This window comes from Streptomyces sp. NPDC006544 (assembly GCF_040611715.1).
Classification (GTDB): domain Bacteria; phylum Actinomycetota; class Actinomycetes; order Streptomycetales; family Streptomycetaceae; genus Streptomyces.
On record NZ_JBEXOV010000026.1, the window covers coordinates 1 to 21,296 of the forward strand.

General features: G+C 74.3%; 19 protein-coding genes. 9 read left to right on the forward strand and 10 right to left on the reverse strand.

What is annotated here, in order from left to right; genetic code table 11:
* The 4 genes from hypF to hypE form a co-directional block, all read left to right on the forward strand.
* A partial coding sequence (gene hypF, locus ABZY44_RS14905; RefSeq protein ID WP_356653646.1) for a carbamoyltransferase HypF occupies positions 1–1,875 on the forward strand: 1,875 nt, incomplete at its 5' end.
* Positions 1,844–2,176, forward strand: coding sequence for a HypC/HybG/HupF family hydrogenase formation chaperone (locus tag ABZY44_RS14910; RefSeq protein ID WP_356653648.1), 333 nt, complete (start codon positions 1,844–1,846; stop codon positions 2,174–2,176). The genes hypF and ABZY44_RS14910, both read left to right, overlap by 32 nt.
* Entirely contained in the window at positions 2,173–3,348 is a 1,176-nt protein-coding gene (gene hypD, locus ABZY44_RS14915) for a hydrogenase formation protein HypD (RefSeq protein WP_356653650.1), read from the forward strand. Before ABZY44_RS14910 ends, hypD begins: the two co-directional genes overlap by 4 nt.
* The gene (hypE, locus tag ABZY44_RS14920) at positions 3,341–4,402 is read left to right on the forward strand and encodes a hydrogenase expression/formation protein HypE (protein ID WP_356653652.1); all 1,062 of its coding nucleotides are present in this window, start codon (positions 3,341–3,343) and stop codon (positions 4,400–4,402) included. The genes hypD and hypE overlap by 8 nt, the downstream gene beginning before the upstream one ends.
* 134 nt (positions 4,403–4,536) lie before the next feature.
* Here the strand turns inward: hypE and ABZY44_RS14925 are convergent, their stop codons facing one another.
* Together ABZY44_RS14925 and ABZY44_RS14930 are read right to left on the reverse strand one after the other, a co-directional pair.
* Positions 4,537–4,926, reverse strand: coding sequence for a hypothetical protein (locus ABZY44_RS14925; RefSeq protein ID WP_356653654.1), 390 nt, complete (start codon positions 4,924–4,926; stop codon positions 4,537–4,539).
* Between the two features lie 167 nt (positions 4,927–5,093).
* A complete protein-coding gene (locus ABZY44_RS14930; protein ID WP_356653656.1) occupies positions 5,094–5,696 on the reverse strand; it encodes a TIGR03086 family metal-binding protein in 603 nt (200 codons plus the stop codon).
* Between the two features lie 262 nt (positions 5,697–5,958).
* On the opposite strand from ABZY44_RS14930, the gene ABZY44_RS14935 reads away from it, so the two are divergent.
* Positions 5,959–6,636, forward strand: coding sequence for a GNAT family N-acetyltransferase (locus ABZY44_RS14935; RefSeq protein WP_356653658.1), 678 nt, complete (start codon positions 5,959–5,961; stop codon positions 6,634–6,636).
* 86 nt (positions 6,637–6,722) lie between these two features.
* Here ABZY44_RS14935 and ABZY44_RS14940 read toward each other — a convergent pair whose 3' ends face one another.
* Complete coding sequence (locus ABZY44_RS14940) at positions 6,723–7,340, reverse strand: TetR/AcrR family transcriptional regulator (protein ID WP_356653660.1); 618 nt, start codon at positions 7,338–7,340, stop codon at positions 6,723–6,725.
* Between the two features lie 197 nt (positions 7,341–7,537).
* On the opposite strand from ABZY44_RS14940, the gene ABZY44_RS14945 reads away from it, so the two are divergent.
* A complete protein-coding gene (locus tag ABZY44_RS14945) occupies positions 7,538–9,001 on the forward strand; it encodes an MFS transporter (protein WP_356653662.1) in 1,464 nt (487 codons plus the stop codon).
* Positions 9,002–9,062: 61 nt separating this feature from the next.
* Here ABZY44_RS14945 and ABZY44_RS14950 read toward each other — a convergent pair whose 3' ends face one another.
* Positions 9,063–9,794, reverse strand: coding sequence for a hypothetical protein (locus ABZY44_RS14950; RefSeq protein WP_356653664.1), 732 nt, complete (start codon positions 9,792–9,794; stop codon positions 9,063–9,065).
* Between the two features lie 420 nt (positions 9,795–10,214).
* A complete protein-coding gene (locus ABZY44_RS14955) occupies positions 10,215–10,733 on the reverse strand; it encodes a DUF1203 domain-containing protein (protein ID WP_356653666.1) in 519 nt (172 codons plus the stop codon).
* 195 nt (positions 10,734–10,928) lie between these two features.
* On the opposite strand from ABZY44_RS14955, the gene ABZY44_RS14960 reads away from it, so the two are divergent.
* Complete coding sequence (locus ABZY44_RS14960; RefSeq protein ID WP_356653668.1) at positions 10,929–12,344, forward strand: MFS transporter; 1,416 nt, start codon at positions 10,929–10,931, stop codon at positions 12,342–12,344.
* The gene (locus ABZY44_RS14965) at positions 12,341–12,463 is read left to right on the forward strand and encodes a hypothetical protein (protein ID WP_356653670.1); all 123 of its coding nucleotides are present in this window, start codon (positions 12,341–12,343) and stop codon (positions 12,461–12,463) included. Before ABZY44_RS14960 ends, ABZY44_RS14965 begins: the two co-directional genes overlap by 4 nt.
* A 96-nt stretch (positions 12,464–12,559) precedes the next feature.
* On the opposite strand, the gene ABZY44_RS14970 is transcribed toward ABZY44_RS14965, so the two are convergent.
* The gene (locus ABZY44_RS14970) at positions 12,560–13,627 is read right to left on the reverse strand and encodes a mechanosensitive ion channel domain-containing protein (RefSeq protein ID WP_356653672.1); all 1,068 of its coding nucleotides are present in this window, start codon (positions 13,625–13,627) and stop codon (positions 12,560–12,562) included.
* 326 nt (positions 13,628–13,953) lie between these two features.
* Between ABZY44_RS14970 and ABZY44_RS14975 the strand changes: the two genes are divergently transcribed.
* Positions 13,954–14,562 carry a response regulator transcription factor gene (locus tag ABZY44_RS14975; protein WP_356653674.1) on the forward strand — a complete coding sequence of 203 codons (609 nt, stop codon included), beginning with the start codon at positions 13,954–13,956 and terminating at the stop codon, positions 14,560–14,562.
* 115 nt (positions 14,563–14,677) lie between these two features.
* On the opposite strand, the gene ABZY44_RS14980 is transcribed toward ABZY44_RS14975, so the two are convergent.
* The 4 genes from ABZY44_RS14980 to lanKC form a co-directional block, all read right to left on the reverse strand.
* The gene (locus tag ABZY44_RS14980) at positions 14,678–16,522 is read right to left on the reverse strand and encodes an ABC transporter ATP-binding protein (protein WP_356653676.1); all 1,845 of its coding nucleotides are present in this window, start codon (positions 16,520–16,522) and stop codon (positions 14,678–14,680) included.
* A complete protein-coding gene (locus tag ABZY44_RS14985) occupies positions 16,519–18,420 on the reverse strand; it encodes an ABC transporter ATP-binding protein (protein ID WP_356653678.1) in 1,902 nt (633 codons plus the stop codon). The genes ABZY44_RS14980 and ABZY44_RS14985 overlap by 4 nt, the downstream gene beginning before the upstream one ends.
* A gap of 67 nt (positions 18,421–18,487) precedes the next feature.
* Entirely contained in the window at positions 18,488–18,616 is a 129-nt protein-coding gene (locus ABZY44_RS14990; RefSeq protein WP_327308514.1) for a SapB/AmfS family lanthipeptide, read from the reverse strand.
* On the reverse strand, positions 18,613–21,249 hold the full coding sequence (gene lanKC / locus ABZY44_RS14995) for a class III lanthionine synthetase LanKC (RefSeq protein ID WP_356653680.1): 2,637 nt from the start codon (positions 21,247–21,249) through the stop codon (positions 18,613–18,615). The genes ABZY44_RS14990 and lanKC overlap by 4 nt, the downstream gene beginning before the upstream one ends.
* Positions 21,250–21,296: the final 47 nt, after the last annotated feature.

Consider the following 21,296-nt stretch of genomic DNA (forward strand, 5'->3'; position numbering starts at 1 on the left):
GCTCGGCGAGTTCCGCCGTCTCCCCCGGCTCGGTGGTGGCGCTCTCCGCCTTGTAGAGGGCCAGGGCGCGCCGACCCGGTGGCCGGCGCCCGGCGGCTGCTGGGCGCGGGGGCGATCCTCGCCGTCAAGGGCATCGGCGGCTACCACCTCGCCTGTGACGCCGCCGACGCCGGCGCCGTCCGGGAGCTGCGCCGCCGCAAGGCCCGCGGGGACAAGCCGTTCGCCCTGATGGCGCGTGATCTCCCCGCCGTCGAGGAACTGGTCCACGTCGGTCCCGAGGAGCGGAGCCTGCTCACGGGCAGGGAGCGGCCCATCGTCCTGATGCGCCGCCGCGCGGGCGCCGCGGGCCCGGCCGCCGACGTGGCTCCGGGCAGTGCGGACCTCGGGGTGATGCTCCCGTACAGTCCTCTGCACCATCTGCTGCTCGGGCTTCCGGGAGATCCGCCCGGGCCCCGGGTCCTGGTCATGACCAGCGGAAACCTCTCGGGCGAGCCCATCGTCACCGATGACGCCGAGGCTCTGGAGCGGCTCGCCGGGCTCGCCGATGCCTGGCTGACCCACGACCGCCCGATCCACGTCCCGTGCGACGACTCGGTGGTCCGGGTGTGTGACGGTGAGCCGCTGACCGTCCGCCGCTCCCGTGGCTACACCCCGCTGCCCCTCCGCCTTCCGCTGGACGTCCCGCCGGCCCTCTCGGTCGGGGGGGACCTGAAGAACGCCTTCTGTCTCGGTGAGGGGCGCCGGGCCTGGCTGTCCGCCCACATCGGCGACATGGACGACCTGGCGACGCAGTACGCGTTCGAGCGCGCCGAGCGGCAGCTGGAGTCCGTCACCGGCGTCTCGCCCCGGCTGCTCGCCGCCGACCGGCACCCCCGGTACCGGTCCGCGCAGTGGGCCGGGAGGCACGCGGGCGACCGGCCGCTGGTGCGCGTACAGCACCATCACGCGCACGTCGCGTCCGTGATGGCCGAGCACGGGCTGGACGGGCGTCGGCGCGTCATCGGCATCGCGTTCGACGGCACCGGCCACGGGGACGACGGGGCCGTGTGGGGAGGCGAGGTCCTCCTCGCCGACTACGCCGGATTCAGCCGCTTCGCGCACCTCGCGTACGTACCGCTGGCGGGCGGCGACGCAGCGGTCCGCCGGCCGTACCGGATGGCCCTGGCGCACCTTCGGGCCGCCGGTCTCGACTGGGATCCGGACCTGCCGTGCGCGGCGGCCTGCCCGCCCGATGAACTGCGGGTCCTGCGAAGCCAGTTGGACCGGAACCTGAACTGCGTCCAGACGTCGAGCATGGGGCGGCTCTTCGACGCCGTGTCCTCACTGGCCGGCGTCTGCCACCACGCGGGGTACGAGGCCCAGGCAGCGATCGAGCTGGAGTACGCGGCGCGCGGTGCGGGAGCGGGACCGGGAGACGGCGAGGAGGCGGGCGGGGGTTACCGGTTCGCCCTGCGCGCGCCGGCTCCCGGCGCCGGAGGTCCGGTCGTCGCCGATCCGGCGCCCGTCCTGGCCGCCGTCGTGGCCGACGTGCGCGCGGACACGCCGCCCTCCGCGATCGCGGCACGTTTCCATTCCGGCGTCGCCGGACTCGTCGCCGATCTGTGCGTCCTGGCGCGGGAGCGGTACGGGCTGGAGACCGTCGCACTGACCGGCGGGGTCTTCGCGAACACCCTGCTGTCCTCGTCCTGCGCCCGACGCCTGCGCGGACACGGCTTCACCGTACTCCGGCATCACGTCGTCCCCCCGAACGACGGCGGTCTGGCCCTCGGCCAGCTCATGGTGGCGGCCGCGGTCGCGGCCGGCCCTCCCCGCACGACGGGACACCCACAGCAAGGAGAAGCCCATGTGCCTGGCGGTACCCGGCAGAGTGATTGACATCGGAGAGAAGGACGGCACCCGCATGGCCACCGTCGACTTCGGCGGGGTGGTCAAGGAGGTGTGCCTGGAGTACCTGCCGGACCTCCGGGTCGGCGAGTACGCGATCGTCCACGTCGGCTTCGCACTGCAGCGGCTGGACGAGGCGTCGGCCAGGCAGACCTTGGAGCTCTTCGCGGAACTGGGAATGCTCCAGGAGGAGTTCGGTGATCCGTGGGAGCAGGCCGCGGAGGCCGGCGGGGCGCCGTGGCCCTTCGCCGACGACTCCGAGGACGAAGTGAAGGAGGCGGCTCGGCCGTGAAGTACATCGACGAATTCCAAGATCCCGAGCTCGCGCGCCGGCTGCTGGACGACATCCACGCCACGGTGACCCGGCCCTGGGCGCTGATGGAGGTGTGCGGCGGCCAGACCCACACCATCATCCGGCACGGCATCGACCAACTCCTGCCGGACATGGTGGAGTTGATTCACGGGCCGGGGTGTCCGGTCTGCGTCACCCCCCTGGAGGTCATCGACAAGGCCCTGGAGATCGCCTCCCGCCCCGGCGTCATCTTCTGCTCCTTCGGAGACATGCTGCGCGTGCCCGGAACCGGGCGCGACCTGTTCCACGTGCGCAGCGAGGGCGGTGACGTACGGGTCGTCTACTCCCCGCTCGACGCCCTGCGGATCGCCCAGCAGAACCCGGAGCGCGAGGTGGTGTTCTTCGGCATCGGCTTCGAGACCACTGCCCCGCCGAACGCCATGACGGTGTATCAGGCCAAGAAGCTGGGCATCCGCAACTTCAGTCTGCTGGTGTCCCACGTCCGCGTTCCCCCGGCGATCGAGGCGATCATGCGATCGCCGAGCTGCCGCGTCCAGGGTTTCCTGGCCGCCGGGCACGTGTGCAGCGTCATGGGCACGGGCGAGTACCCGGAGCTCGCCGCGCGCCACCGCGTCCCGATCGTGGTCACCGGCTTCGAGCCGCTGGACATCCTGGAAGGCGTACGCCGGGCCGTGCGGCAACTGGAACGCGGCGAGCACACCGTGGACAACGCCTACGCCCGCGCGGTGCGCCCGGAGGGGAACCCGGCGGCGCTCGCCATGCTGGAGGACGTCTTCGAGGTCACCGACCGGGCCTGGCGGGGCATCGGGGTGATCCCCGACAGCGGGTGGCGGCTGTCGTCCCGCTACCGGGACTTCGACGCCGAGCATCGCTTCTCGGTGACCGGCATCACCACGTGCGAGCCGGCCGAATGCCGCAGCGGCGAAGTGCTCCAGGGGCTCCTGAAACCACACGAGTGCGAGGCCTTCGGCACCACCTGCACGCCGCGCAACCCGCTCGGCGCCACGATGGTCTCCAGCGAGGGGGCGTGCGCCGCCTACTACCTCTACCGGCGCCTGGAGATCACGCCGGCCCGTACCGCCCGTGCGGCCGGTACGGCGGAGCCGGCCGCCACCGTCGACGCGCCGCTGGAGGCGAGCCCCGTTGTCTGACACGACCCTCGACATCACCGGCTGGACCTGCCCCGCGCCGCTGCGCGACCGCCCCCGGGTGGTGATGGGCCACGGCGGGGGCGGCGCGCTCTCCGCCGAGCTGGTCGAACACCTCTTCGCGCCGGCGTTCGGCGGCCCGGTACTGGCCCAGCTCGGCGATGCGGCGGCGCTCACGCTGGGCGGGGTGCGGCTGGCCTTCTCGACCGACTCCTACGTGGTGCGCCCCCTGTTCTTCCCCGGCGGAAGCATCGGCGACCTCGCCGTCAACGGCACGGTCAACGACCTGGCCATGAGCGGAGCGCAAGCCGCCTACCTGTCCTGCGGGTTCATCCTCGAGGAAGGCGTGGAACTGTCCGTGGTGGCCCGCGTGGCCGAGGCCCTGGGCAGCGCCGCCCGGGCGGCCGGGGTCGAGGTGGCGACCGGCGACACCAAGGTCGTCGAGGCCGGTCACGGGGACGGGATCTACATCAACACGGCGGGCATCGGGATCATCCCCCAGGGCGTCGACCTGCGGCCGCAGCGGGTCGTACCCGGCGACGTGGTGATCGTCAGCGGGGAGATCGGCCTCCACGGAGTGGCGATCATGAGCGTCCGCGAAGGCCTGGAGTTCGGGGTGGACATCGAGAGCGACTGCGCCCCGCTCGGCGGCCTCGTACGGGCCATGCTGGAGGTCACCCCGGACCTGCACGTCCTGCGCGACCCGACCCGGGGCGGACTGGCCGCCTCGCTCAACGAGATCGCGGCGGCGTCCGGGGCGGGCGTCGTCCTCCAGGAGGGCCGCGTCCCCGTCCCCGTACCCGTCGCGAACGCCTGCGCGATCCTCGGCCTCGACCCGCTCTACGTGGCCAACGAGGGCAAGCTCGTGGCGTTCGTACCCCGCGAGCACGCGGAGGCCGTACTCGCGGCCATGCGCGCCCACCCGCTCGGCCGGCACGCGGCGGTGATCGGCGAGGCGGTGGAGGCCCACCCCGGCCTGGTGGTGGCCCGGACCGGCCTCGGCGGCACCCGCGTGGTCGACCTGCCGATCGGGGAGCAGCTTCCGCGCATCTGCTGAGGCGCGGCCCATCCGGCGGCCTGACCGCCCCCGGCCGTCCGAGCGGCTCGCCCCCTCGCACGCTCACTCGCACGCCACGGGGCGGAGCGGGGGGCGGCGGGCACGGTGGTCCCCGCCGCCCCGCGCGGCCGGCGCTATCCGGCGCTGCGCGTGCCGGGCGGGTCCTGGGGGTCCACCCCGGTCGTCGCGGAGGCGTCCTTGGTTCCGCTGGGGCGCTGCGAGCGGCCGCGCGGCCCGAGGTCGCGCACGTCGTCGTCCCCGGCTCCCTTGGCGTGGTCCTCCCCGCGGCTGCTCACGCTCTTGGAGGGGGTGCCGTGAGGATTGCCCCGTTCTTCCTTGGAGACCGTCCTACCGGGCCCCTTGGCGGGGGCGTAGGTGTCCGGATGGAAGGAGCGGTGGGCGCTCGGGTTTGCCTGCTGCTCGGTCTCGTCGACGTCCGGAGACCAGCCGTGCTGCTTGGTTCCCTTGTGCCGACTCACGCCCTCGCCGTCGGAGGGCCGGGACGGCTTCGCCTGCTTGGCCATGATGTGACCTGCTGTCCTGTGCGGGGGGCGGGGCGCGCAGACGCACGCGCCCCCTGGGCAATAAATTCTCCCACCCGCCCGCGGAGCGGTCATCTCGAGCGACCCGGGTCGCCTGGTCCGCGCCGGCCACCGCTCCTCCCCCTGGGCGCCGCCCTCGGACCGTCTCGTCACGCTGACATCGGCGGCGTCCAGCCCGGATCGCGACCGCTCAGCCCGATGGCCCGGTCGAGCAGCGGGGCGTCGTCCGGTACGGGTACGACGGGTCCGAAGATCCCCCCGCCGCGGCTCTCGTCCTCGGCGGCCGCCAGCAGGAACCGGTACGAGGCGCGCAGCGCGGCCTGATCGGGTGCGTACTCCTGGCCGGTGGCGCGCGCCAGGTCCCAGCCGTGCACCAGCAGCTCGTCGGCGGCCACCGCGGCGGCGATCTCGCCGGGCAGGTCCACGCCGCCCGCGCGGGTCATGCCGGTCCAGGCGGCCGGGTCCTTCCAGGCCTCGGCCAGTTCGCCGAGGACCCGGGGCAGTTCGTCGCGCCACGAGACGGGCAGGGAGGGCGCGGCCGAACCGGGCGCCGTGTTCGTCGTGGGGCCGAGATCCTTGCGCGCGGCGTCGCGAAAGGCGACGGCGAGGCCTGTGAGGTGAGCGAGCAGGTCGCCCACCGTGTAGTCGGGACAGGGCGTCCGGTCCGCGAGGCGGGCGTCGGGGACGTCCGCCGCGAGACGGGCCACGATCCGGGTCTGGGGTCCGAGGTCGAGATTCGTCGTTTCGGTCATCTGGCGCTCCTCCGGGGCGGTGGGTCTGCAATGTAGACCGGCCCCGCAGCCCGTACTCATCGCCACGCGGACCGCGGATTCACCCGGGCGGACGGTTCGGCCGGCCGGCGTCCGTACCCTGCCCGCGGGGCGGATCCACCAGTGGGAGGGCGGCCGGCCGACGCACGGGGGCGCGTTCGCCCGCGGGTGTCCGTGCGGCGCGTGCGGCGCCGTCCCTCGCGCCCGGCGGGTGCGGGGCGCTCCCGTTGCCTACCGTGGCCTCATGAGCACACGTCCAGCGCTGCCGTTCGCCGGGTACGGGATCCGGTGCGCCCGGCCCGCCGAGTCGGGGGCGGTCGCCGCGCTCCTGGCCAGCGCCTTCGCCGACGACCCGGTCATGGCGTGGATGATCCCCGACGCCTCCGACCGGGAACGCCGGATCGCCCGCTACTTCAGGCTGGCCCAGCGGCGGCAGCGGCCCCGCGCCGGCGGTGTCAGGGTCGCCGCGACCGCCGAAGGGCGGCTGCTGGCGGCCGCGCTGTGGACGCGGCCGGGGCGCTGGAAGGCCTCCGCGGTGCAGGAGCTGGCGGCGCTCCCCCAGTACGCGCGCGTTTTCGGCCTCCGTGGGCTGCCGCGGGCCGGGGAGGTGGAGAACGCCATGACCGAGGCCCATCCGGGAACGCCGCACTGGTACCTGCCGACCGTGGGGACGGATCCGGGGCTTCAGGGGACGGGGGTCGGTACGGCGTTGCTGCTCCAGCAGCTGGCGGACTGCGACCGGCTCGGGCAGCCCGCGTACCTCGAGTCCAGCAAGGCCGCCAACGTCCCCTTCTACGAAGGTCTGGGCTTCCGGGTCACCGGCGAACTCCGGCTTCCGCGGGGCGGCCCGGCCGTCTGGCCCATGTGGCGCGAACCCCGTCCCGCGGACGCATCCGAGACCGGCGAGCGCGGGGTGGCCTGAGCCGTAGGAGCGAGGGCGGGTGGCGGCGCCGTCGTCACCCGCTGTGCTCTCTCCCCAGCCGCCGCGCCCCCTCCCCGTGGGTCTCGTCAGGACTGCGGCCTGCGCAGGAGCGGGGGCGCGGGACGGGGCAGGGGGCTGGCCGCACTGGGATTCAGACCGTCCAGGACCAGGGTCATGTAGCGCCGCCAGCCGTCCTCGGCCGGATCCATGGTCCACAGCACGCTCACGAGCATGCTCATGATCCTCTTCAGGTCGTCGGGCACGAGGTCCCCGCGGATCACCCCGGCCCGCTGGCCGCGTGCCACCAGGGGGTCGAGCGCGTCGAAGAAGCGGGCACCGGTCTCCGCGGAGAAGACGCCCGCGTTCCGGGCCGCCGTGAGCACGTGGTGCTCGTCGGCCGCCGAGGTCAGGGCGGCCTCGATCACGACGGTCAGACCGTGCCGGGGATCCTCGTCGGCGAGCGCCCGGTCGATGGCGGGCAGGACGTCCTGGGTGAACTGCTGGTCGAGAACGGCTCGAAGGAGGGCGGCCTTGTCGGGGAAGCGGCGGAAGAGCGTCGCGATCCCCACACCGGCCCGCCGGGCGATCTCGTCGAGCGGCGCATCGGGCCCCACCTCGGCATATACGTCCCGAGCCGCCCTGACGATCTTCTCGACATTGCGTGCGGCGTCGGCGCGCAGGGGTTTGGGGGAGTCGTTCGGCACGCTGCCGACACTAGCAACCGATAGCCGGCCCCCGGATCCGGTTGACACGCGGCCCGCGACGAACTGATAGTTAACTACCGATTGTGGTGTGCATCGATCGCGTACCCCCCTCGCCGCCGGTCAGTCCCCTCCCCCTGCCCCGTGTGCTCCGTGCCGTCCGGCCGGCCGGGCCCCGCCCTACGCCTCTAGGACGTTCCATGCCACAGCCATCCACGGCCGCCCCCCACACCGGCAAGGTGATCGCGACGCTCGCACTCGCGGGGGTCACCGCGGCCGTGATGCAGACCCTGGTCACCCCGCTGCTGGCCGACCTGCCGAACATCCTCCACACGTCCCACTCCAACGCGGCCTGGGTCGTCACCGCCACGCTCCTGGTCGCGGGCGTGTGCGTCCCCATCAGCGGGCGCCTGGGCGACATGCTCGGCAAGCGCCGCATGCTCCTGGCCTGCTGCGTGCCGCTGATCGCCGGATCGGTGGTGTGCGCCCTGTCGAGCAGCGTCGTCCCGATGATCGCCGGGCGCGGCCTGCAGGGCATCGGCATGGGCATGATCCCCCTGGGCATCGCGCTTCTCCGCGACGTCCTCCCCGCCGAGAAGCTCAGCTCCTCCATCGCCCTGGTGAGCGCCTCCATGGGCATAGGCGGCGGCATCGGCCTGCCGCTCTCCGCGGCCGTCGCGCAGTACACCAGTTGGCGCTTCCTGTTCTGGGGGGCCGCGGCTCTCGCGGCCGCCGTCGCCGTCATGATCGTGGCCTTCGTCCCGGACATCCCCGCCGGCGGCAAGGGCCAGCGCTTCGACGCGGTCGGGGCCCTTGGCCTCGCGGTGGGCCTGGTCTGCCTGCTGCTCTTCGTGTCGAAGGGCTCCGACTGGGGCTGGGGCTCGCCCACCGCCCTCGGCCTGATCACCTCCGCCGTCCTCGTCCTGGCCGCCTGGGGGTGGTTCGAGTGGCGCACCACCGACCCGCTGGTGGACCTGCGCACCACGGTCCGCCCCCGCGTGCTGCTGACCAACCTCGCATCGGTCTTCATCGGGTTCGGCATGTACGCGAGCATGCTGGTCGTCCCGCAGTTGCTCCAGTTCCCCGCGGCCACCGGGTACGGCCTGGGCCAGTCCATGCTGGCGGCCGGGCTGTGGATGCTCCCCGGCGGACTGATGATGATGGTCGTCTCCCCGCTCGGCGGCAAGCTCTCCAACGCGCGCGGTCCGAAGGTCACCCTCGTCTGCGGAGCGCTGGTCCTGGCCGCGGGTTACGGAGCCGCGCTCCTCCTGTCCTCGACGGCTCCCGGCCTGATGGTCGCGGCCATGGTCATCAACTGTGGTGTCGCCCTCGCCTACGGCGCCATGCCCGCCCTCGTGATGAGCGCGGTGCCGCTCGCGGAGACGGGCGCCGCCAACGGCTTCAACGCCCTGATGCGCTCCCTGGGCACCTCCGTCGGGGCCGCCGTCGTCGGAGTCGTCCTGGCCCAGATGACCACCACGGTGGGCGGCGTCACCTTCATCTCCGAAGCCGGCTTCCGGACCGGCCTGCTGATGGGCGGCGCCTTCGCCCTGGTGTCCGGGGCCGTCGCCGCCCTCATCCCCGCTCCCCGGCCGCGGCGGCTCGCGCTGCGGGACGCGTCGGGGCCCGCGACCGAGAGCGCGCACACCGCGGTCAGCAAGTAGCGTCACCGCTCCACCCGGCGCGGCGTCCGCATCGGGTGGGGCGCCCGGGGCACCCGGCCGTTCAGGCCGGGGCGTTCCAGGCGGTGGTCAGCCCGTCCAGCCACGCGGGCGGCAGCTCCGCGGCGTCCCACTCCTCGCGCAGCGCCTGCGGCGCGGCGGCGAGCCGCTCCAGTACGGCGATGCTCGTGACGGAGTGCACGAGCGAGAAGCGGCCGTGGACCGTGATGGCGCTGTCGGGACCGAACCGCGCGAACAGCCGCTCGAGCCGGGCCCGGTGGGCCGTGGCGAACGCCGTCAGCCGCCCGGCGTATCCCGCGCGCTGGCGGGGGCTCATCGTGCCGAGGACGGCGGTGAGGACCTCCTCGGTGACCTCCGGGTCCAGCTCCGAGACGACGGTGAACGACAGGTACAGCGGCGTGAGCGCCACCTTCGCCCGCTCGACCTCCATGCGTCCGGCCCGCGGACGCTCCCCCGCCGGGCCCTCCTGCTCGTCCGTGCTCACGACCCGCAGGAGGGTCCGCTCGGCGACGGCGCCGAGCTCCTCCAGGATGTCCGCGGTGCCGTCGAGCCAGCCCGCCTCGTACGCCTCGCCCTTGTCCCCCGGCACGCTCCGGCCGCCCGCGCTCAGCTCCTCGTGCGCGAGGCCCAGCGCGCCCGCCTCCAGGAGCCCGATCAGTTCCCGCGCGTCGCCGGGAGGGATCCCGGCCCGCGCGAGCAGATGCAGCAGCGTCGTCCTCGCGTTGTCGACGCTGACCTCGTCCGGCCACTGCCGTCCCGCGTCGGCCGTGCTCATCGGGTCCTCCTCATCGCTCGGGGTACCGCCGGGTCCGCAACGGATCGCCGCCGAGGAAGCTGCTGATCCGGCCCCAGGTCACGATAGCCTCCCCGCAACGAGCGGGGCCGAGGCAGCACATGGGGAGCGGCGGCCGGATGCCCCGCGCGACGCCTGCGTCCGGCCCACCCGGACAACGCCGTACGGGGCCCCGCCGCATCGGCGGAGCCCCGTACGGGGTGTGCGCGGGTCCGTTGCGCGGACGAGCTGGACGGTGTCCCCCGCCGATGCCGCGGGTCCGGTTCCCCGACGGACCCTCACCGATCGGGAGCGGCTTCCCCGGTGCCGCCGCCGAAGTTCCCTACGGCCGCGGGCCGTTCCCGGCGAGTCGCAGGGCGGCTCCGGGACGGGTCCCCTGGCGCGGCAGGCGCGCGCCTCGCGCTAGGGCCGGCGCACCTCGAACTGGAAGCAGCCGTACTCCAGCGCCCGGACGTGGACCAGCGCCACCTCCGGCTCCGCGAACGCCTCCGCGAAGACCGTGTCGAACCCGGCCTCGGCCGCTTCGGGGATCTCGAAGAGCCGGCCCCCGACGATGCGGCCCTGGGCGTCGTAGCGCCGGAGGGTCCGCAGGGCCCCGGGCCGGGCGAACGGGTAGCCACCGGTGCCCCGCGGCCCTCCGCAGTCGTCGGCGTGGATGAACACCGGGCCCGACTCGTCGTAGGCCCCCGGCTCGGCCCCGGTCGCCGTCGCCCAGCGGCGCAGCGGTGCGTAGGAGACGAGGGCGACCCGGTCACCGGGGACGACGGAGCGCAGGCAGCAGCGCAGCGGGCTGCCCACGCAGTCGAGCGGTACGCCGTCCTCACGCGCGGTGGACGGCTGCATCGGCCGCCCGGCGTCGTCGAGGTCACGGAGTTCTCGGAGCGCGGCGGAGGGGATGGGGAGGGGCGTGTATGCGGTCATGGGGCCAGTGTCGGCGGCGGCTCCGCGCCACGGCTGGCGGAAATCGGACGTGTAGGCCGTGGGCGCGCGGCGGCGAGGCCGGCTCGCCGGGGCGGGGCCCGCACTGCGGGCCGGGGGAGCCCGCTCCACAATGGGACGGGGGCAAGCGCCCGACGGCTTCACGGCTTCACGGCTTCAGCTGAGAGGAACGCTCTCATGCGCGCTGGGTCTCCGGCGGCGCGGGCGGGGGCCTTCGTCGCCGTCGCCCTCGCCCTGTTCTGCGTGCAGCTCGACTTCTTCGCCCTCAATCTCGCCCTTCCCGGTATCGCGGAGGAACTCGGCGTCACGGTCTCGGCCGCGCAGTGGACGCTGTCCTCGTACATGCTCGCGATCGGATGCTTCTTCGTCATCGGCGGCCGGGTGGGGGACGTCTTCGGACGGCGGGGCACCCTGCTGGCCGGGACCGCGCTTTTCACGGCCGGCTCCGTCGGGTGCGCGCTGGCCCCGGGCCTCGGTCCGCTGGTGGCGGCGCGGATCGCCCAGGGGGTGGGCGCGGCGTTCGTCTTCCCGGTGGCCGTGGCCGTGATCACCAACACCTTTCCCGAGCGGACCCGCGCGAAGGCCCTGGGCGCCGTGTTCGGCGTCGCCAACATCGGGACCGCCCTCGGGCCCTTCGTGGGCGGCGGCTTCACCGAGGGACCCGGCTGGCGCTGGATCTTCTGGCTGATGGTGCCGCTGAGCCTGCTCTCGGTGCTCACCGCTCTCGTGTACGTCCCGGACTCGCGCGACCCGTCGGCGTCGCGCGAGCTCGATCTCCTCGGCTGCGCCCTGCTCGTCTCCTCGCTGGCCTCCCTGACCCTGGCCGTGGAGCGAGGGGACGCGTGGGGCTGGAACAGCACGCGGGTCCTGGTCCTCTTCGCGGTGGCCGTGGTGGCCGGCGGCCTCTTCCTGGTCCGGGAGCGGCTGGCCCGGCACCCGCTGATCGATCTGCGGCTGTTCCGCAACGTCCCGTACGTCCTGGTGACCGGCATGGGTTCGCTCTCGAACATGGGCTACGGCGTCACCGTCTTCCTCTCCACCCTCTACCTCCAGGGCGTACGCGGGCTCTCGCCGCTCCTGGCCGGCACGGTCTTCCTGGCCCCGGCCCTCCTGGTGGCGCTCAGCGGGCCGCTCGGCGCGCGGCTGGCCCCGCACATGCGGCCGACCGCGGTGATGGCGCTGGCGGGGGCCTGCGCGGGCACCGGGATGTACGCGCTGACCCAGGTCACGGCCTGGTGGCTGTACGTGCCGGTGTTCGCGTGGTGCGGCCTGGGCCTGGGGCTCGGCTGGACCTTCTCCAGCGTGGCGACCCAGCAGATCGTCGCACCGGCCAGAGCGGGCGAGGCATCGGGCGTACTGCTGACGTTCCTGGTCACGCTGGGTGCGATCGCGCTGGCCGGGGCGGCGGCGGGGATCTCCGCGATGACGCCGCAGCGGTCGCCCGAAGAGGCCTACGACGTGATCCTCCGGCTGGGCGGCCTGGTCGTCCTCACCGCGGCGGTGGCCGTGACGGCCGTACGCCACCGCCCCGGGGTACGCGGCGGGCACGGGCGGCGCGTCGATCCGGCCGGCGCGGGCAGGAGCGCTACATGACCTCTCATCAGTTCACCTCACTGTCCCTGTCGTCGACGCCCGGCCCCGCCTGGGTGCACCTGCTCGTCATGGCCTTCGCGCTGGTCGTCCTCGTGCGGTCGCTCACCCGACACCACTAGGCCCGCTCACCGGCCCCAGCACCGGCCGCGGAAGCCGTCCACGGTCCACGGTCCACGGTACGGAGCCCGGTGCCGTGCCGGGTCCGGCGGATCCCGTCACCGCCTGTCCCCCGCGCCCTCGTCCTGCGCGCCGGGGGCCGCGCCCAGCAGGATGCGCGGCAGCGCGTCCGGGTGCTTCTCCGCCAGCCAGGCGATCAGCTGCTCCCGTACTGCGCAGCGGACCGTCCACAGGTCGTCGGCGTCCTTGGCCGTGACGATGGCCCGCACCACGATGGTGGAGGCGGTCGCCTCCGTGACGGCGAGGTCCCAGCCGCGGCCGTCCCACTCCCGGCAGTTGTGCAGGATCTCCTGGACCTTGTCCCGCAGGAGGTCCACGGGCGCACTGTGATCGCAGTGGACGAAGACGCTGCCGGTCATCTGGACACCGCCACGGGACCAGTTCTCGAACGGGCGGGTGGTGAAGTACGAGACGGGCATGGTGATCCGTCGCTCGTCCCAGGTGCGTACGGTGAGGAAGGTGAGGGTGACGTCCTCGACCACTCCCCACTCCCCCGCGACCACGACCGTGTCCCCGATGCGCACCATGTCACCGAAGGCGATCTGGAAGCCGGCGAAGACGTTGCCGAGGGTGGACTGGGCCGCGACGCCGGCCACGATGCCGATGATCCCGGCCGAGGCCAGCAGGGACGTGCCGAGCGCGCGGAAGCTCGGGAAGTTCAGCAGCATCGCGGCGACCGCGACGACGGCCACGACGACCGTCACGACCCGCATGATCAGGGTCACCTGGGTCCGGACCCGCCGCACCCGTGCGGGGTCCCGGGTACCGGTGGCGTAGCGGGCGTAGCCCGACTCCACGACGGCGGAGGTCACCGCCACGACCAGCCAGGCCCCCGCGCCGATCAGGGCGAGCGAAAGGATCCGGCCGACCGCCGCCTCGTGCTCCTCCATCGGAGGCCATGCGGTCTGCCGGTAGGAGCCCCGGAGCAGCGCGGCCAGCAGCACGATCTGCAGGGCCCAGCGGCAGTGGCGCATCAGCTTCCACAGGGAGGTTTCCGGGTGTCGTGCCTCGGCTCGGCGCAGCAGCAGGTCGACGGCCCAGCCGGCCGCGACGGTCAGCAGGACCGCACCTCCCAGGACGGTCGGCACGAGAAGGGCGCTGTTCATGGCTCCCCAAAGGATGTAGGCGGCACGGGCTTCACGCGCCTGCCCAGTGGGAGGGAGCTGACACAGCGGCGCGCGCCCCGCCCCCGGGGACGCCGCGTCGAGCGGGGCCGGCCGGGTCCGGGGGCGGACCGCACCGCAGAGGTGCTGCCAGGGCAGGACGGGGCTCCTCTTCAAGGGGGTTACCCGCCTATCGGATGCGCGGTTGCGTGGGCATCTCGGCCAACGTTGCCCGTGCGCCCCTTCGCGCCCCCGCAGTGACGTTCCATCATCCCCGTACCGGGGCACCCGGGTGATGTCGTTGGTCCGTCTACCGAGGAGAGCACACGATGACGAAGGTCCTCGTCCTTCACAGCGTCAGTCTGGTCCGGTCCGCACTCGCCGCGCTCCTGAGATCGGAGGGACCCTTCGAGGTCACGTCGGCGGGCTGGCGGACCGCGGTCCGCCAGGCGGAATCGTTACGACCGGACGTGACCGTCGTCGACCTCGACTGTCCGGGTACCGCGGCCGCGCTGGGCTGCGGCGGGGACGCGGACCACCAGGTCCTCGCGTCCCCGTCACCGGTCCTGGTACTCGCCTCGGTGAGCGCGCCCGGGACGCTGCACCGGGCCTTCCGGGCCGAGGCCCGCGGGTACGTCGACAAGGGCGGCTCGCCCGGACGGCTCGTCCGGGCGGTGCGCCAGCTCGCCGCCGGGGAGAAGTTCATCGACGCCTCGCTGGCCTCCGCCTTCATGGAGGCGGACCCGGCGCCGCTGAGCAACCGGGAGCTCAGCGTGCTGGCGCGGGCCGCCGAGGGCGATTCCATCGCCGAGATCGCCTGCACGCTGCACCTGGCCAAGGGGACGGTACGCAACTACATGGCCGCGGCGACCCGCAAGACGGAGGCGCGCAACCTCATCGACGCGATCCGGATATCCCGGCGGGCGGGCTGGGTCTGAGCGGCGGCCGCCGCGGCCGGGCACGACAAGCTCGGGGACCACGACAGCCGCGGCGGCCACGACGGCCTCGGGGACCACGACGGGCCGCCCGCTCCGGGCGGCCACCGCCGCCGCGTCATTCGTCGGCGGTCGGGCCCCACATTCCCACCAGATCGCGGTACAGGGGAGAACGGTCCGGGAGTTGTGCGTGGGTGCCGCACACGGCGCGGGTCCCGTCGAGGACGAGGACCCGGTCGGCCCGGGCCGCGGAGGAGATGCGGTGGGCCACGACGACGAGGGTGCCGGGACGCTCCGCGAGGAAGCGCTCGGCACGCTCCTCGGTGCGCGGGTCCAGATGGCAGGTGGCCTCGTCGAGCAGGAGCAGCGGAGCCGGTGAGAGGTAGGCGGCGGCGAGCGCGAGGTGCTGGCTCTCCCCCCGGGACAGGAGCCGGGGGGAGACCTCGCCGTCGAGGCCGCCCAGGCGTTCCACGAGTGCTTCCAGGCCCAGGCCGCTGACGGCGCGCCGCACCCGGGCGTCCCCGGGCGCGGGGACGCCCGGGGCGGCGGCCAGGTGGGTGAGGTTCTCGCGCACGGTGCCGGTGAACACGTACGCCTGCTGGGGCAGCAGGGTCCGCCGCGGGTCCGGGCCCGCGGCTCCCGGTTCCCGGCGTGCGGCCTCGCCCGCGACGAGGACCGTCCCGGCGCCGGGGGACAGCATCCCGGCGAGCAGCGCGGTGAGCGTGGACTTGCCGATGCCGCTCGGCCCGACGACGGCGAGGTGCTCCCCCGGCCGCACCACCAGGTCCAGGGTGTCGAGGACGGGGACCGCGGCGGGACCGTAGGCGAAGGTGACGCCCCGGAGTTCGGCCGCGGCCGCGGCTCCCCCGGTCGCGGTCGCTGCGGTGGTGGTCACTGCGGTGGTGGTCGCCGACACGGCGATCGCGGTCGCTGCGGCCGGTCGGCCGGTACGGACGTGGGCCCGCGGCTTCGTCGGGCTTGCCTCGTCCTCGGCCGGCGGCCACGGACCGCAGAAGCGCTCGAGCACCACGAGCAGGCGGGTTCCGGCCGAACCCACGGCCGCCATCAGGGTGTTGAGGGCGGGCAGCAGGGCCTGCACCAGATAGGTGAGGCCGCCGGCCAGCGTGCCGGCGGTGATCCCGCGCGCCAGGAGCCAGGGCGCTGCGGCGAGCAGGGCGATCACCGGCAGCCGGCCCGCCGCCCCCAGGGCCAGGGTGCGCAGGGCCGTCCAGTGCGCGAGGCGGCGCACCAGCCGTTCCTGGGTGGCGATCAGGGGATCCACCCCGGCTTCCACCGCGTCCTGTCCTCCGCAGGCGACGATGTCGCGCAGCCCCTCCGCCGCCGCTCCGAGCCGGTCCGACAGCTCCTCGTCGGTGTCCAGGGAGCGGCGTTGTACGGATGCCATCGGGCGGAGCGTGGCCAGGAAGGCGGCCGTGCCCAGCAGCAGCGGGGGCAGTACGACCAGCAGCAGCACGGGGGCCAGGGCCGCCATGCCCGCGAAGGCTCCCACGGCGGTGAACACGAACGAACGCGCCGTCAGGACCAGCCCCGCGAAGGAGTCCCGGGCCATTTCCGTCTGCTGGGTCAAGCGGGACACGGCGCCCGTGTCGGGCGCGCGTGCCGGGTCGCCGACCGCCCGGTCCAGTGCCTGTCGCACCGCTCGCCGCACCAGCCCGTCCCGCAACGGCTCCACGAGGTCCGCGAGTTCGGCGAACACGCCGCGCAGCGCGAGTCCGCCGAGCAGTGCGCCGGCGCCGGCCGCGGCCAGCCAGGCGAGACCGGTGGCGCTGTGGCCCGCGAGGAACCCGTCGTCGAGTGCGCGGGCCACGCCGTAGCCGCCGAGGAACGTGTGCGCGGACTCCAGGAGCGACCACGCGGCCAGCCGTCCGAGCGTGCTCTTGCGGCCCCGCAGGAACCGCCGGCCCTCGGGGGCCACCCTCCGCCAGGTCTCGCCCTCGGTCATCGCGCCGCCTCCTTCTGCCCCGGGTGCACCCGCCGCCCGTCCGCCTCCGCGGCCCCCCGCGGGGCGCCCCCCTCCGCGGCTCCTTGCGACACCTCGGCCGCGTCCACCACCACCTCCGTCACCGCGTCCGGCGGGCCCTGCGCGTCGGCTCCCTCCTCCCCGTCCGCGGCGAACACCGCCCGGTAGTCGGGTTCGTGCTGCCACAGCACGGCGTGGGTACCGGTCGCCCGTACCCGTCCGTCCTCCAGCCATACGACGCGGTCGGCGCGGACGGCGGACGAGAGCCGGTGCGCGATCACGATCCGGGTGCCCGGCCGGACCTCCTGGGCGAGCGCCCGCTCGACCTCGCGGGCCGTGACGGTGTCGAGGCTGGAGGTGGCGTCGTCCAGCACGAGGAGCCGGCCGGCCCGGCAGAACGCCCGGGCGAGCCCGAGGCGTTGCACCTCACCGCCGGACATCGGCGCATCGGCGAGGCGCGTGCCGTACCCGTGGGGCAGGTGCCGTACGAACACCTCCGCGCCCGCGGCGCGGGCCGCCGCGCGGATCGCCTCGCGGCCGGGGTCCGGACCCGAGCCGAAGGCGATCGCACCGCCGACCGTCCCGCCGGGCAGTACCGGCCGGTCGAAGGCGTACCCGACCTCGCGCCGCAGCGCTTCGGCGGTCACCTCCCGCAGGGGCACGCCGTCCAGCAGCACCTGGCCCGCGTCGGGGTCGGTGAGCCGGCCGGCGACGGCGGCGAACAGCGTCTTGCCGGCGCCCGAGCGGCCCACGACCGCCACGGTGGTGCCTCCGCGGATCACCAGGCTGATGTCGTGCAGGACCGTCGATCCGCCGCGTACGACCCCGACGCCGCGCAGTTCCAGGGTGCCGGGGCCGCCTTCCGGGAGCTCCGCGGGGCCGTGGTCCAGTGCGGGCAGGGCCAGCAGGACGGCGGTCCTGCGGGCGGCGGCCCGGCCGCGGACCACGGCTGCCAGCCCTCCGGTCACGGCCCCGACACCGGCCGCGAGGCCCGCGTACCGCGACGCGGCGAGGAGTTCGCCGACCCCGATGGCTCCGGCGGACAGGCGGATGCCGCCGACGGCGAGGACCGCGTAGAGGAGGAGCGGCATGAGCGTCGCCGAGCGGGCCGTCGTGCCGCCGTAGACCTGCCACATGCGCCGGCCCTCGGCGCCGAGCTCGGGCAACCGCGCGAGGATCCGGGCGCGTTCGCGGTCCGCGGTTCCGGCGGCGGCGATCGTGCGGGCACCCGCGAGCGCCTCCACGAGGCGGCCGGCGGTCGCGAGCTGGACCTCCTGGTAGCGGGCGACGCTGGTGAGGGTGTCGCGGGCGAAGGCCCGCAGCAGGAGCACCAGGAGGGGAACGCCCATGAGGAAGGCGAGCGCCGTCCACAGGTCGATGAGGAAGAGGGCCGCCACCGCGCCGAGCGGCGGCAGCAGAGCGGCGACCGCGTGGGCGACGGCGGCCGGCACCTTCCCGGCCTCCACCGCGTTCGCGGTCAGCCGGGCGGCGCTCTCGCCCGGTGCGTGGCAGGCCGCGTGGTGCGGGGCCGTACGCAGCAGCCGCGCCAGTCCGAGCCTGCGCAGCCGGGCGGTGGAGCGTCCGTCCACCTCTCCGGTCAGCCGCGCGGCGGCGGCGTCCAGGACCACTTCGGCCGCCACGACCGCGGCGCACAGCAGGGTCCAGGCGGGGCCGGACGGATGCCGGCGGAGCAGCAGGTCGAGGGTGTGGCCGAGGACCGCGGGTTCGGCGAGCGCCGCCGCGGCGGCGGTCACGGTGCAGACGAGGACGGCGGCGGTGCGGCCCCCGCTGTGCCGGGCGGCTGCCACGAGCGCCCGGTCGGCGGCGCCCGCGACGGCCGCCGCGTGCGCGGTGTCGGCCTCCGCGTCGGGGGCTCTCATCGGCGGACGCCTCCAGTGGTGTGGTGCGGGCCCGGACGGCGAACCGTCCGGGCCCGAGGTGACCTGATCAGTTACAGGTCGTGATGCTCAGGCTGCTGTCGCCGCAGAGCAGCAGGCTCGCGCGGCTGCCGCCACCCGTCATCTCCGTGGTCTCTTCCTTCGGGGTCTCCATCGACTGCAGGTCAAGAAGCGTCATGTCAGGTTCCTCTTCTTCCTTCGAGTGGTGCGATGGGTCACGGCCCCGGTCGGGGCCGGCTTGTGGGCCGCCGCGCCGTGGCGCAGCGGCGGGAGGAACGGCAGGTGCGCGCGCCCGCCGGGCGCCGCGCTGCCGAGGGCGAGGAGAGTGCCGGCCGTGCCCGTGGACAGATCCATGGACAGCCGCATCATCTGCTCGCCCGGGAAGGCCAGATGCCCCTGGTACGGCACGGCGTGCCGGGCCAGTGCGTCGATCTGGCGGGCGATGGCCTCGGGGCCGGTACCCGGTCCGGGCGTGGTGGTCCGGGCCAGGTGCAGGATCATTCCGGCGGCGCCGCGCATCAGCCCGGGCTGGGCGTAGAAGGTCGCCTGCGCCGCCCGTACGATCTCGACCCGGGCCTGCTCGAACCGCTCGTCCGGGCCGTGCTCCAGCCAGTCGTCGAGCACCATGCCGATGCCGACGCTGCCCTCGCCGAGGTACGGCATCGTGCGCCAGCCCTCGTTCACCTGGAGGGTGCCGTAGGCGCTGGTGACGCAGCGGTCGAGGTCGCGGTGGAGGGCCCGGGAGGCCTGGACCAGCATCTCCTTGTCGCCGGTGCGCTCGTACAGCCGCACGAGGAGCAGGGCGAGGCCGGAGTTGCCGTACAGCAGTCCCGCGCGGGCGGGGTGCTGCTCCGGCCGGGTGACCAGTTCGGCGCAGCGCAGGGCGGCGGCGTGCAGTTCGCCCTCGCCTGCGGCGGCGCCGAGCGCGTCCAGGGCCAGGCCGATGCCGGCGAGGCCACTGTGCAGGTCGGGGCCGGCGCTCTGCCAGGGCTGGTGCAGCAGCTGGTCAGCGAGGTCGAGGGCCCGGCCGGGGTGTCCGAGCCGGTGCAGCGTCCAGGCCGTCCCGGCGAGGCCGTCGTAGAAGCCGAGCGGGGTACCCGACAGCGGTTTCGCGGTCCGGTCGAGCAGCCATTCCTCGGCCTCGGGCCAGGGTCCGGCGCCGGTCTCGGCCAGCGCGTGGAGGACCCCCGCGATCCCGTACCCGAATCCGATGCCTCCGCCGGCGGTCGCGAACTGCGCGATGTCGCCCGGGACGAGGCGGTCCTCGCGGTCCGGGGTGGCGCTCGCGCGCAGGGCCGCGGTCATCGACGTACGGGCGGCGGGCCAGTCCCCCGGCCGGACAGGCAGGTACGGTCCGGCCGGGGCGGGCAGCTGCCCGCCCGGTGCGCCCTGCGGGACCCCGGACAGGATCTCCTCGACGGCCTCGTCGAGGAACTGCCGTGGTACGGGGAACTGTTCGGCGATCACGGCGGCCAGATGCGCGGCCTTGGCCCGGTCGAGCACGAGCAGGCTCGTCAGCGGGAGGAACAGGGCGAGCCGCAGGCAGGCGAGGGCGTAGCGGTCGACGGAGAATCCGCGGCGCTCGGCCGGGGCGACGAAGGCGGGGTTGGCCACGGTCTGGCGCAGTCCCTCGTCCACATGGGCGGCCGCTTCGAAGTCCAGGAGCGAGACGGTGGGTTCGCCGGTCTCGTCCTCCGCGACCATGATGTTGAAGAGGTGCAGGTCGTTGAAGACCACGCCGCGGGCGTGCACGGCGTCGACGGCCTCGGTGACACGACGGTGCACCGTGAGGGCCCACTCGGTGTACGCGGCGAGCTCGGCGGGGCCGGGGTCGGCCTCGATCAGCGGGTGGCGGCGGGCGAAGTACGTGTTGAGCGGTTGGCCGGCGAGGTGTTCCAGCACCAGGAAGCGGTGGTCGCCGACCGCGAACGTGCCGAGGACCGACGGGACGCAGTCCAGGCCCTCGAGCCGTTCCAGCGCGGCCTGTTCCCGGTGCAGCCGGGTCACGGCGTCGGCTCCGTCGGAGGCGAGGCCCGCGTAGGGCCGGGCTTCCTTGAGCACGACGGTCTCGCCGGTGCGGGTGTCCTTGCCGACGTAGACACCGCCGCCGTTGGAGAAGTGCAGCGCCCGTTCCACCGTGAAGGGGATGCCGGTCAGGGTGTCCGCGGAGCGCGCCGCGAGGTGCGGCTTCAGGAACTCGGGCAGTTCGAGCCACTCGGGCGGCTGGAAGACCGGCCCCCGGCGGTCCGGTACGAGCCGCCCGTCGGGAGCCTCGATCGCCGGGACCAGCTCGCCGTTGTCGTCGTAGCAGTGCCGCAGGGTGAAGCTGCCGTAGCGGAGGTGGACCGGCCCGGCTCCCCAGCGCAGATCGCTGAGGACGTACGGGCCGGCCGCCCCCTCGAGGGCCGCGTCGAGGTCCTGCGCGATCCGGCGGCACTGCTGCTCGTCGGCCGGGTACACGGTGATGAACTTCCCGCTCGCCGCGCGGTCGGCGTACTTGGCGTTGCGCAGGTGCAGCAGGTACGGGCTCGGGACGAACTTGAAGGCGATGCGCCGGGCGGTGCAGTACGCGTACACCTTCGTCAGCAGCGACTCGGCGTTGTCGAGCGTGGCCGAGACGTGGATCTTCCAGCCCTGAGCGGGCAGTTCGGCGTCGACGGGACGCAGCGCCAGCCAGTCGCCGCTCGTGTGGGAGCGCCATCCCGGCGGGACGGGGGCGAGCGCGGCCCGGTAGCTCTCACCGGCGCGCCGGTACGGCGCGTCGTAGAACCAGCGGTCGGCGTCGCAGTAAGCCGCGTACCCCTTGTTCACACCTGCTCCCTCGGTCGGTGGCAGACATGACCGTGTCACGTCAGGAG

What these genes read in the sequence shown, in the direction of transcription:
- ABZY44_RS14910 (WP_356653648.1), top strand. Translation starts at nt 1,844, where the DNA reads ATGTGCCTGGCGGTACCCGGCAGAGTGATTGACATCGGAGAGAAGGAC.
- ABZY44_RS14925 (WP_356653654.1), bottom strand. Translation starts at nt 4,926, where the DNA reads ATGGCCAAGCAGGCGAAGCCGTCCCGGCCCTCCGACGGCGAGGGCGTG.
- ABZY44_RS14930 (WP_356653656.1), bottom strand. Translation starts at nt 5,696, where the DNA reads ATGACCGAAACGACGAATCTCGACCTCGGACCCCAGACCCGGATCGTG.
- ABZY44_RS14935 (WP_356653658.1), top strand. Translation starts at nt 5,959, where the DNA reads ATGAGCACACGTCCAGCGCTGCCGTTCGCCGGGTACGGGATCCGGTGC.
- ABZY44_RS14945 (WP_356653662.1), top strand. Translation starts at nt 7,538, where the DNA reads ATGCCACAGCCATCCACGGCCGCCCCCCACACCGGCAAGGTGATCGCG.
- ABZY44_RS14950 (WP_356653664.1), bottom strand. Translation starts at nt 9,794, where the DNA reads ATGAGCACGGCCGACGCGGGACGGCAGTGGCCGGACGAGGTCAGCGTC.
- ABZY44_RS14955 (WP_356653666.1), bottom strand. Translation starts at nt 10,733, where the DNA reads ATGACCGCATACACGCCCCTCCCCATCCCCTCCGCCGCGCTCCGAGAA.
- ABZY44_RS14960 (WP_356653668.1), top strand. Translation starts at nt 10,929, where the DNA reads ATGCGCGCTGGGTCTCCGGCGGCGCGGGCGGGGGCCTTCGTCGCCGTC.
- ABZY44_RS14965 (WP_356653670.1), top strand. Translation starts at nt 12,341, where the DNA reads ATGACCTCTCATCAGTTCACCTCACTGTCCCTGTCGTCGACGCCCGGC.
- ABZY44_RS14970 (WP_356653672.1), bottom strand. Translation starts at nt 13,627, where the DNA reads ATGAACAGCGCCCTTCTCGTGCCGACCGTCCTGGGAGGTGCGGTCCTG.
- ABZY44_RS14975 (WP_356653674.1), top strand. Translation starts at nt 13,954, where the DNA reads ATGACGAAGGTCCTCGTCCTTCACAGCGTCAGTCTGGTCCGGTCCGCA.
- ABZY44_RS14980 (WP_356653676.1), bottom strand. Translation starts at nt 16,522, where the DNA reads ATGACCGAGGGCGAGACCTGGCGGAGGGTGGCCCCCGAGGGCCGGCGG.
- ABZY44_RS14985 (WP_356653678.1), bottom strand. Translation starts at nt 18,420, where the DNA reads ATGAGAGCCCCCGACGCGGAGGCCGACACCGCGCACGCGGCGGCCGTC.
- ABZY44_RS14990 (WP_327308514.1), bottom strand. Translation starts at nt 18,616, where the DNA reads ATGACGCTTCTTGACCTGCAGTCGATGGAGACCCCGAAGGAAGAGACC.